The sequence below is a fragment of the Bacillus sp. TE8-1 genome (genome assembly GCF_008368855.1).
In the GTDB taxonomy this organism is placed as follows: Bacteria; Bacillota; Bacilli; order Bacillales; family Bacillaceae_G; genus Bacillus_A; species Bacillus_A cereus.
On sequence record NZ_QPET01000014.1, the window covers coordinates 96,554 to 105,169 of the forward strand.

Consider the following 8,616-nt stretch of genomic DNA (forward strand, 5'->3'; position numbering starts at 1 on the left):
TTTAAATATTCGAAATTTACATAGAAGAATATAAAAAAGTATGGTATAACAGTAAGAAAATGAAAAAGAGGGGAAAAGACGATGATTCGAGTAGGATATTTAGGACCAGAAGCAACATTTACAAATATGGCGGTGAGTCGTTTTTTTCCGGAAGCAGAGCATGTACCGTATCGAACGATTCCAGATTGTATAGATGCAGCTGCAAATGAAAATGTAGACTTCGCAGTTGTACCGTTAGAAAATGCAATAGAAGGTTCAGTGAATATAACGGTTGATTACCTTGTACATGAGCAGCCGCTTTCCATTGTAGGAGAAATTACAGTACCAATTCAGCAGCATTTACTTGTACATCCGCAGTATGCAGAAGTGTGGGATGAAGTATATGCAGTGCATTCTCATCCGCATGCCATTGCACAGTGCCATAAATTTTTAAATGAAGAATTAAAAGGAGTAACTGTTCGAGATATGACATCTACAAGTGCTGCTGCACAATATGTAAAAGAACATCCTGAAGAGAAAATTGCCGCTATTGCAAATGAAGCGGCTGCAGAAAAATATGGATTAACAATTGTGAGACGTAGTATTCATACGCATAAAAATAATCACACACGTTTCTTAGTACTCCATAAGAAAAAGAAAGCAGTACTCCCGAATAACGGAGAGAACCGCGGAGAGAAAACGACGCTTATGATAACGTTACCTGCAGATTATGCAGGTGCCCTATATCAAGTGTTATCAGCTTTCGCATGGAGAAAATTAAACTTATCAAAAATCGAATCGCGTCCGATGAAAACAGGTCTTGGAAATTACTTTTTCTTAATCGATGTCGATAAAGCATACGATGACGTATTATTGCCAGGCGTAACGATGGAACTTGAAGCACTCGGTTTTTCTGTTACTGTGCTGGGGAGTTATTCTTCTTATTGGTTGTAAGATGTAGATGGAATGTTGGTGTTTGTCTAATCGTCAATATCATTTCATTGCCTAATATATTTTTTAATAGATTAATAAAATCCCACCTGCAGAAGGTGGGATTCTTTATTTTAACTTCGCAAGACGATCTTCTAATTGACCACGCCAAATATCAGCTAGTTCTGGAACAGCAAGAATCTTCTCGATGCCATCTTTATCTTTTCTATTATGAAAATAAATTTCGTTAGAGAATAAAACAGAAACATTGCTTGATGGACGTTCTAGTAATGTAATTTTTGAATCTTTACGTACAGTACCTTCTTGAAGAACGCGGCATAGGTAGCCAGTAAATCCAGTTGCTACAATACGCGGCAGTATGCCAGGGATGCCAAGGCGTTTTGAAATTGTGCTACAAGGTACGCGCGCTTGTGTCACTTGAATAATCGCTTCACCTAATTTGTATGTATCTCCGATGCAAACATCATGCTCTAACATATTTGTTACGGTAATGTTTTCGCCAAATGCGGAAGCTGGAAGTGTTGTTTGAAATTCTTTTTCCCATAGTGCGTAATGCTCGTGTGAGTACACACAAACTGCGCGATCAGGTCCACCGTGGTGTTTTAAATCTGCCACATCATCACCAAGGAAGCCATCTTTTGATAGGAAAGCTTCTTCGGTAAGTTCTTTACATATACCGGTAATCATTTCTTTATCTTCGCTATATTTCATTTGTTTCGGTTTGCCAATGCTAAAGTGAACGAGTTCAATTCCCATATTTGATCTCCTTTACGATTGATTACAATATTATAGCATTAAAAAAGCACAGAGAATGATAAAAACTCTGTGCTTTACATTAATAAACGAGAAATCCTGCTTTATCCAGTGCCTCACAAGCAGCATCTAATTTTTCTTTAGAATCTGCCTCGATTGTATGTAAGTGAATACCATCTGTTAGTTGTGAAAGATAGGAAGCATTTGTGTTTTCGATTTTTTGTAAATATTGCTCTACATCAAAGCGATTGCTTACCATAATGGAGGCTGTTAAGTCACCGTATACAGGATGCTCAACTTTTACGTCTTTAATCGTAACGCCATGGTCAACAAGCATTGTAAGTTCCTGACGTACTTCTGCTGGTTTATGTTGGCATACAATTACGCGTTCGAAAGTTTGTTGCTTCTCTTGTGGCTTTAAATATAAATAACCTTGAGCAGTCGCAATAATTGGTTCGTTTCGTGCTTTAAGCAAGGAAATATCTTGCACGATAACTTGTCTACTTACGTTCGTCTTTTTCGATAGTTCATTCCCCGATAACGGTTCATTTGCAGCAAGAAGCCACTGGAGGATAAGCTGTCGTCTTTCTTCACCTAAAATCTTTTTTTGTTCATTTTGTTTCATTATGATTTAACACCTCTATAAAATTGATTTCCAATTGTGTGTAGTGCATGAATAGTAGTATCAATTTGATCTTTCGTTGTTTGTTGTCCGAAAGAGAAGCGGACATATTGTTTTGCCTCTTCATACGTTTTTCCAATTGCAAGCATAGTTTTCGAAGGTTCTTGTTTACCGACTTGGCAAGCACTTCCGGTGGAAATGGCGATACCATGGCGATTACATTCTAGCATAGTATATTGACCTTCTATTCCTTTTATTGTAACCCCAACAATATGTGGTAAACAAGAAGTAGAATGACCTTCTACTTCAATTTCTAGCGGAAGTGTTTGTATTTGCTCTAAAAAGTAGGATCGTAACTCTTTAAAACGTAAACTTTCTTCCCATTGAGTTTTTAATATATTTTCAGCAGCTGTTAAAAAAGATGCGATGCCGGGAACGTTCACTGTACCTGGGCGAAATCCTTTTTCGTGAGAAGTTCCTGGAAATACTTGTTCCCAGCGAGTTTGCGGATTTATGTAGCAAGCGCCGACACCTTTTGGTCCGTATATTTTATGTGCTGAAACAGAAAGACTATCAATCCCCATCTCAAAAACATGGATAGGCAGTTTACCAAACGTTTGCACACAATCCGTATGAAATAAAACATTATATTTTTTTAAAAGTGCCCCGATTTCTGTAATGTTTTGAACGGTTCCGATTTCAGAGTTTCCATGCTGTATACTTGCTAGCACAGTATCTTCCGTAATAGCTGCCTCTAAATCTACTAAACAAATGAGTCCATTTTTATCAACAGGAATTTCAGTGATCGTATAGCCTTTTGATTTTAGGGATTGAAAATAACTTCGAATGGATGCATGTTCCATAGGTGTCGTAATAATATGCTTCTTATTTCGGGCATTTAGAAGTGATTGGATTGCAAGATAGTTCGATTCCGATCCACCACTTGTGAAAAATATTCCTTGTTCTTTTCCTCCAATCATTTCCGCAAATGTTTTTCGGCAAACTTGTAATAAAGAAGAAGCCGTTCCTCCAATATCATGTAAACTTTGTTCATTTCCGAAGTATTGCGATGCTGCTTTCATATATGTTTGTAACGCTTCCTCGCTCATAGGTGTAGTAGCTGCATAGTCAAGATATATCATCATGTAAGTTCCTCTCTCTAGTAAGAGTTACATTTCTTTTACTTTTTAAATGGTAGTGAAAATAAGAATTATAAAAAAACTCTTGTCATTATTTTAAAACTATGTAAATATAGGTGTCAAGACAGTTGAAAAGTGTAAAGTAGGAGGCAACAATTATGCCAAGCGCAGATGTCTTAATTATTGGAAGTGGCGTTGCGGCACTTCGTGTTGCAAAAGAGATTTGTCACGAAAAGAATGTGATTATTATCACAAAGGAGACGAAACGTAATAATAATACACATTTAGCTCAAGGTGGAATTGCCGCAGCGGTAGCTACATACGACAATCCTAATGATCATTTTGAAGATACGCTAGTAGCAGGGTGTCATTATAACAATGAAGAAGTGGTCCGTTATTTAGTCGAGGAAGGACCGAAAGAAATTAATAACCTTATTGAAAATGGAATGAAATTTGATGGAGATGAAACAGGTCCTCATCTTGGAAAAGAAGGAGCGCATCGAAAACGTCGTATTTTACATGCAGGTGGCGATGCAACAGGAAAGAATTTATTAGAGCATCTTATTCAAGAAGTAGCTCCATACGTTACGGTAGTGGAACAGGAAATGGTGCTCGATTTTATTATAGAAAAAGATAAATGTGTTGGGGCTTTAACTCGCAACAATAAAGGAGAATTGAAACGTTACAATGCAGATTATACGGTGTTAGCTTCAGGCGGTATTGGCGGTTTATACGCCTTTACTTCTAATGATGAGACGATTACAGGCGATGGACTTGCAATGGTGTACCGTGCAGGCGGAGAGCTTGTAGATTTAGAGTTTATACAATTTCATCCGACGATGTTATACGCGGGTGGGCGTTGTTCTGGTCTTGTGTCCGAAGCTGTTCGCGGAGAAGGAGCTGTCCTTATAAATGGAAAAGGGCAGCGTTTTATGATGGATATACATTCCGAACAGGATTTAGCGCCTCGTGATGTAGTCGCAAGGGCTATTCATGAACAGCTACTTGCGGGTGAAAAAGTGTACTTAAACATCGAAATGATTCAAAACTTTGAACAACGCTTTCCGACCGTGTCATCGATATGTAAAACAAATGGAGTCGATATAAATAAAAAACTTATTCCAGTCGTGCCTGGTACTCATTTTCACATGGGCGGCGTGAAAACGAACTGTGATGGAGAGACGTCTATTCCGAACTTATACGCAGTCGGTGAAGTAGCTTGTAACGGGGTTCATGGTGCAAATAGATTAGCGAGTAATTCATTATTAGAAGGTCTTGTGTTTGGAAAAAGAATCGGACGACACATTTTATCTAGAGAGACAAAAGAAAAGGTGAACATGCTAGCCGAAAAGGAAGCAAAGTTTATCGTTCTGAATCATTTACCGACGAAAGAAGAAATACAAAAATGCATGATGAAATATGTTGGGATTGTGCGAACAGAGCAAAGTTTATCTTATGCGAAGAGATGGCTTAGTAAGTATGGTGTTCGAAATATGATATTACAACATGATGTTCTTACGAATGAAGAGATAACGCTTATTAATATGTTAACGGTTTGTGAGCTTATAGTTGTGTCAGCCTTGCAAAGAGAAGAAAGTATTGGCGGGCATTACCGGAGTGATTATCCAGATAGAAATATAGGAAAGAAAGAGATTGTTCGAGTAAAGAGAAAACGACAACTTGTGTAATGAGGGGAAGAGGGGCTTTATGAACACGATAAAAGTTAAAGAAGCATTAAATCGATTTTTTTTAGAAGATATAGGGGAAAGAGATGTAACATCTCAGCTTATTTTTTCAGATAACTTGCTTTCGAAAGGAACGTTTCTTGCGAAGGATACAGGGGTCTTTGCAGGACGTTTAGTAATTGAATCGGGATTTAAATTAATTGATGAGAGAATTGAAGTAGAGCTTTATAAAAAAGATGGGGACCTTGTAGAAAAAGGCGAAATCATTGCAACTGTGCAAGGTCCAATTGCATCGTTATTAACAGCAGAGCGCGTTATATTAAATGTTATTCAGCGTATGAGTGGAATAGCGACGATGACGCGTAAAGCGGTTCTTGCTTTAGATAGCAGTCATACTCGCATTTGTGATACGCGAAAAACGATGCCAGGACTACGTATGTTTGATAAGCATGCAGTCGTGTGCGGCGGTGGATTTAATCATCGCTTCGGTTTATATGATGGTGTCATGATTAAAGACAATCATATTGCGTTTGCTGGTTCTATTACAAAAGCTGTTACATCAGTGAAAGAGAAGTTAGGACATATGGTGAAAGTAGAAGTAGAAACAGAAACTGAGGAACAGGTGAGAGAGGCTGTTGCTGCTGGTGCTGATATTATTATGTTCGATAATCGCACGCCAGATGAAATCCGGGAGTTTTCAAAAATTGTACCAAGTGCTATCGTTACAGAAGCTTCAGGGGGCATCACAATTGAAGATTTACCGAAATACGGAAAAACAGGGGTGGATTATATTTCACTTGGAGCGTTAACACATTCAGTAAAAGCACTTGATATTAGTTTCAATATTGAAGGATAAGGAAAATGGCTTAGAGGGGAGAAACGTATATGAGTATTTTAGAACAAGTACAGCCAATTGAAACGATGTTACCAGAGCGTTATTACACGATGTCAACGGAAGATATGGAAAAGCGTGTTCGTGAAATTAAAGAGAAAATGGGGAAAATGTTATTCATTCCAGGGCATCATTATCAAAAAGATGAAGTGGTACAATTTTCAGATGCAGCAGGGGATTCACTTCAGCTTGCGCAAGTTGCAGCGAGCAATAAAGACGCAAAATATATTGTGTTTTGCGGGGTGCACTTTATGGCGGAAACAGCAGATATGTTAACGACAGATGATCAAGTTGTCATCTTACCAGATATGCGTGCAGGTTGTTCGATGGCGGATATGGCAGATATTGAACAAACAGAAAGAGCATGGAAAGAGCTCACGAAATTATTTGGAGATACGATGATTCCGTTAACATATGTGAACTCTACAGCTGCAATTAAAGCGTTTTGTGGTCGTAACGGAGGAGCAACAGTAACATCTTCTAATGCAAAGCAAATGGTATCTTGGGCGTTTACTCAAAAAGAACGTCTTGTCTTTTTACCAGACCAACATTTAGGGAGAAATACAGCGTACGATTTAGGTATCCCGTTAGATAAAATGGCAGTATGGGACCCACACACAGATTCATTAGAGTACGATGGGGATATAGAAGAAATTCAAGTAATTTTATGGAAAGGGCATTGTTCTGTTCATCAAAATTTTACAGTGAAGAACATTGAGAGCGTACGAAAAAATCATCCTGATATGAATATTATTGTACATCCAGAATGTTGCTATGAAGTTGTAGCTGCTTCAGATTATGCAGGCTCAACGAAATATATTATTGATATGATTGAATCAGCGCCATCTGGTAGCAAATGGGCGATTGGTACAGAAATGAATTTAGTGAACCGAATTATTCAGCAACATCCAGATAAAGAAATTGTTTCACTTAATCCATTTATGTGTCCGTGCTTAACGATGAACCGAATTGATCTGCCTCACTTATTATGGGCACTTGAAACGATAGAAAGAGGAGAAGAAATTAACGTTATTAGCGTAGATAAACAAGTAACGACAGAAGCGGTTTTTGCATTAAATCGTATGTTAGAGCGTGTGTAAAGCAACGGTATTCCCGTTGCTTTTTTTCATACATATAATCATAACGGGAACGAAATGGGCATACATTGTTTTGAAGAAATCATTGTGGTTCTTTATGCTTATTCCGCTTCGAATGATATTGAAAATCGAAGAAGTGATAAAAGTGAAAAGAAGTTAATGTTATTTAGAAAGAGTTACTTCATGAGATTTGTTACTTATAGATAAGTTATACAGGAGGGGGAAAATTTGAAAATTCATATCGTGCAAAAAGGGGATACCCTTTGGAAAATTGCGAAAAAGTACGGAGTGGATTTTGACACGTTGAAAAAAACAAATACACAACTTAGTAATCCAGATTTAATTATGCCAGGTATGAAAATTAAAGTGCCATCCAAGAGTGTTCACATGAAACAACAGGCTGGAGCAGGTTCAGCGCCTCCAAAGCAATACGTAAAAGAAGTGCAGCAAAAAGAATTTGCAGCAACACCAACTCCGCTTGGAATAGAAGATGAAGAAGAAGTTACGTATCAATCAGCACCAATTACACAGCAGCCAGCTATGCAACAAACACAAAAAGAAGTGCAAGTAAAACCGCAGAAGGAGATGCAGGTAAAGCCGCAAAAAGAAGTACAGGTGAAACCACAGAAGGAGATACAGGTGAAACCGCAAAAAGAGGTGCAAAAAGAACAGCCAATTCAAAAAGAAAAACCAGTTGAAAAACCGTCTGTTATTCAAAAACCACCTGTGATAGAAAAACAAAAACCGGCGGAAAAAGAAAACACGAAGTTTTCGGTAAATGTATTACCGCAGCCGCCACAACCACCAATAAAACCGAAAAAAGAATATAAAATTTCAGATGTAATAAAAAAAGGAAGCGAGTTAATTGCTCCTCAAATTAGTAAAATGAAACCTAACAATATCATTTCTCCGCAAACGAAAAAAAACAATATAGTATCGCCACAAGTGAAGAAAGAAAATGTAGGAAATATAGTATCGCCGCAAGTGAAGAAAGAAAATGTAGGGAATATAGTGTCGCCGCAAGTGAAGAAAGAAAATGTAGGGAATATAATATCGCCACAAGTGAAGAAAGAAAATGTAGGAAATATAGTGTCACCGCAAGTGAAAAAAGAAAATGTAGGGAATATAGTGTCACCGCAAGTGAAAAAAGAAAATGTAGGGAATATAGTGTCACCGCAAGTGAAAAAAGAAAATGTAGGGAATATAGTGTCACCACAAGTGAAGAAAGAAAACGTAGGGAATATAGTATCGCCAAATGTATCGAAAGAAAATGTAGTTATTCCACAAGTCATACCGCCAAATATTCAAATGCCAAATATTCAAATGCCAATCATGGATAACAACCAGCCACCGAATATAATGCCAATCATGGATAACAATCAAATGCCGTGCCAATTATGGATAACAATCAAATGCCGAATATAATGCCAATTATGGATAACAATCAAATGCCGAATATAATGCCAATTATGGATAACAATCAAAAGCACAAAATACA

Annotated in this window: 7 protein-coding genes and 1 pseudogene; 5 read left to right on the plus strand and 3 right to left on the minus strand. The window is 37.7% G+C overall.

Features of this window, described 5'->3' with window-relative positions; all coding sequences use genetic code 11:
- The first annotated feature begins 81 nt into the window (after positions 1–81).
- A complete protein-coding gene (gene pheA / locus DN404_RS12255; protein WP_000621701.1) occupies positions 82–933 on the plus strand; it encodes a prephenate dehydratase in 852 nt (283 codons plus the stop codon).
- A 105-nt stretch (positions 934–1,038) separates the two neighbouring features.
- Here pheA and DN404_RS12260 read toward each other — a convergent pair whose 3' ends face one another.
- From DN404_RS12260 to DN404_RS12270, 3 genes are all read right to left on the minus strand, one after another.
- Positions 1,039–1,686, minus strand: a complete 648-nt coding sequence (locus tag DN404_RS12260; RefSeq protein WP_000510698.1) for an MOSC domain-containing protein — start codon at positions 1,684–1,686, stop codon at positions 1,039–1,041.
- Between the two features lie 79 nt (positions 1,687–1,765).
- The gene (locus DN404_RS12265; RefSeq protein WP_000812275.1) at positions 1,766–2,308 is read right to left on the minus strand and encodes a transcription repressor NadR; all 543 of its coding nucleotides are present in this window, start codon (positions 2,306–2,308) and stop codon (positions 1,766–1,768) included.
- Complete coding sequence (locus DN404_RS12270) at positions 2,308–3,450, minus strand: IscS subfamily cysteine desulfurase (RefSeq protein ID WP_000973766.1); 1,143 nt, start codon at positions 3,448–3,450, stop codon at positions 2,308–2,310. Before DN404_RS12270 ends, DN404_RS12265 begins: the two co-directional genes overlap by 1 nt.
- Before the next feature lie 152 nt (positions 3,451–3,602).
- Between DN404_RS12270 and nadB the strand changes: the two genes are divergently transcribed.
- The 4 genes and pseudogenes from nadB to safA form a co-directional block, all read left to right on the plus strand.
- A complete protein-coding gene (gene nadB, locus DN404_RS12275; protein ID WP_001138531.1) occupies positions 3,603–5,132 on the plus strand; it encodes an L-aspartate oxidase in 1,530 nt (509 codons plus the stop codon).
- A 19-nt stretch (positions 5,133–5,151) separates the two neighbouring features.
- The gene (nadC, locus tag DN404_RS12280) at positions 5,152–5,985 is read left to right on the plus strand and encodes a carboxylating nicotinate-nucleotide diphosphorylase (protein WP_149215099.1); all 834 of its coding nucleotides are present in this window, start codon (positions 5,152–5,154) and stop codon (positions 5,983–5,985) included.
- Positions 5,986–6,014: 29 nt separating this feature from the next.
- On the plus strand, positions 6,015–7,121 hold the full coding sequence (gene nadA / locus DN404_RS12285) for a quinolinate synthase NadA (RefSeq protein WP_006927543.1): 1,107 nt from the start codon (positions 6,015–6,017) through the stop codon (positions 7,119–7,121).
- A gap of 225 nt (positions 7,122–7,346) precedes the next feature.
- Positions 7,347–7,503: pseudogene (safA, locus tag DN404_RS31325) on the plus strand (SafA/ExsA family spore coat assembly protein); the annotation flags it as partial.
- Between the last annotated feature and the right edge of the window lie 1,113 nt (positions 7,504–8,616).